The sequence below is a fragment of the Streptomyces silaceus genome, assembly GCF_001419745.1.
GTDB lineage: Bacteria > Actinomycetota > Actinomycetes > Streptomycetales > Streptomycetaceae > Streptomyces > Streptomyces silaceus.
This window is the reverse complement of the sequence record NZ_LIRJ01000532.1, coordinates 816-2,856: the sequence shown is the minus strand read 5'-3', so window position 1 is coordinate 2,856 and position 2,041 is coordinate 816. Positions and strand designations below refer to the sequence as shown.

Here is a 2,041-nt window from a genome sequence, read left to right as displayed (position 1 = left end):
CCCCCGCGAACCCCGTCTCGACGGCGTGGCCCCGCCGCGTCCGCTCAACCCCCGCCCGGGAGGCAGCACTTCATGACACCGCGCATCCGTACCCTGGCGCTCGCCTGCGCCGCGGCGGCCCTCGCCGCGCCCCTGGTGACGGCGCCCGCGCAGGCGACGCCGACCCCACCGCGCACCGGATTCGAGGAGACGAACGGCGCCCGCTGGACCACCCAGCCCGAGGAGCAGGAGCTCCTGTCCACCGTCGACAGGGCGAGCGAGCGGGTGTCCGTCTCCCGCATCGGCGCCACCAAGCAGAACCGCCCGCTCCAGTTGGTCCGCATCGGGGAACGCCCCGCCAAGAACACGGTGTTGCTGATCTGCAGCCAGCACGGCGACGAGCCGTCGGGCCGCGAGGCCTGCCTGTCGACGATCCGCGACCTCGCGTACGCGCAGGACAAGAGGACCAAGCGGTTCCTGAGCCGCACCACCCTCCTGGTCGTGCCCACCGCCAACCCCGACGGACGCGCCGCCGACACCCGCGGCAACTCCGACGGCGTCGACATCAACCGCGACCACATCTCCCTGGCGACGGCGGAGGCCCGCGCCATGGCCGCCGTGATCCGCGACCGGCAGCCCGACGTCATCTACGACCTGCACGAGTACGGCGCGACGCCCAAGTACTACGACAAGGACCTCTTCGACCTCTGGCCGCGCAACCTCAACACCGACGAGGCCGTGCACGACGAGGCGCAGACCCTGTCCAAGGCGTACGTACGGCCGGCCGCCGAGGACGCCGGGTACACGACGGGCACGTACGGCATCTGGACCGACCCCGTCACCGGCGAGCCGATCAAGCAGACGGCGGGCGACGGCCAGGAGCGCATCCTGCGCAACGTCTCCGGCATCAAGCACGCCGCCGGCCTGCTCATCGAGAGCCGCGTCGACCCCCTCACGGACGCCGAGAAGAAGGACGAGGCGCTCAACAACCGCCGCCGCGTCGCCTCGCAACTCTCCGCGCTCGGAGGTCTGTTCGACTACTCCGACGAGCGGCGCGGGCGCATCGAGGCGGCCACCACGGCGGCGCGGGCCGAGGGCTTCCGTGACCGGGGCCCCGTCTACCTCGGGGGCGCCGACAACGACCCCGCCGAGCCGGCCGAGATCATCCAGGACCCGCCCTGCGGCTACCGCCTGAATGCCGCCCAGTACGGCGACATCAAGGACGAACTGGCCCTGCACGGCGTCACCGTGAAACGCCGGAAGTCCGGCGCGTACGTCCCGCTGCGGCAGTCCGCGCGGGCCCTCGTGCCGCTGCTGCTCGACGAGCGGGCGCCGTATCACCTCGTCACAGGTACGCCCGACATGAGCTGTTGAACGGGTGAGATGTGCGTCACATGTGGTAGGGGGTAACGGAGAACAAAGTCTCGACGTAATCGACCCCTTGAAAGGTGTCACCTGTGACGCAGGATCAGCAGAAAGCGGACGGCGGGGGAGGGGCGCCCGACATCGCGGCGCCCGACCCCGCCGGCCGGTCCCCACAGACGGACCGGGTGGTGTTCGGTGTCACCGCCGTCCTCACCCTGGCCTTCGTGGTCTGGGGCGGGGTGGCGACGGACTCGCTCGAGAATGTCTCCACGGACATGCTCAACGGTCTGATGCACAACGGCGGTTGGTTCTTCATGCTGACCGCCACCGGCTTCGTCGTCTTCGCGCTCTGGCTGGCCATCAGCCGGTACGGGAAGATCACCCTCGGCCAGGAGGGTGAGGAGCCGGAGTTCAAGACCGTCTCCTGGGTCGCCATGATGTTCAGCGCCGGCATGGGCATCGGTCTGATGTTCTACGGTGTGAGCGAGCCGCTCGCCCACTTCACCACGCCCCCGCCGGGCACCGACCCCGCGGACGACGCCGCGGGGATGGAGACCGCGCTGGCCACCACCCTCTTCCACTGGACGCTCCACCCGTGGGCGATCTACGCGGTCGTGGGCCTCGCCATCGCCTACAGCACCTTCCGACGCCGCCGCCGGCAGACCATCAGCGCCGTCTTCGAGCCGCTCATCGGGGA

The 2,041-nt window shown here is 70.5% G+C and carries 2 protein-coding genes; both read left to right on the top strand.

The features are described from left to right. The first annotated feature begins 72 nt into the window (after nucleotides 1-72). On the top strand, nucleotides 73-1,353 hold the full coding sequence (locus AOK22_RS35995) for a M14 family metallopeptidase (RefSeq protein WP_055702892.1): 1,281 nt from the start codon (nucleotides 73-75) through the stop codon (nucleotides 1,351-1,353). An 83-nt stretch (nucleotides 1,354-1,436) separates the two neighbouring features. After that, a partial coding sequence (locus AOK22_RS43415) for a BCCT family transporter (RefSeq protein ID WP_244165247.1) occupies nucleotides 1,437-2,041 on the top strand: 605 nt, incomplete at its 3' end.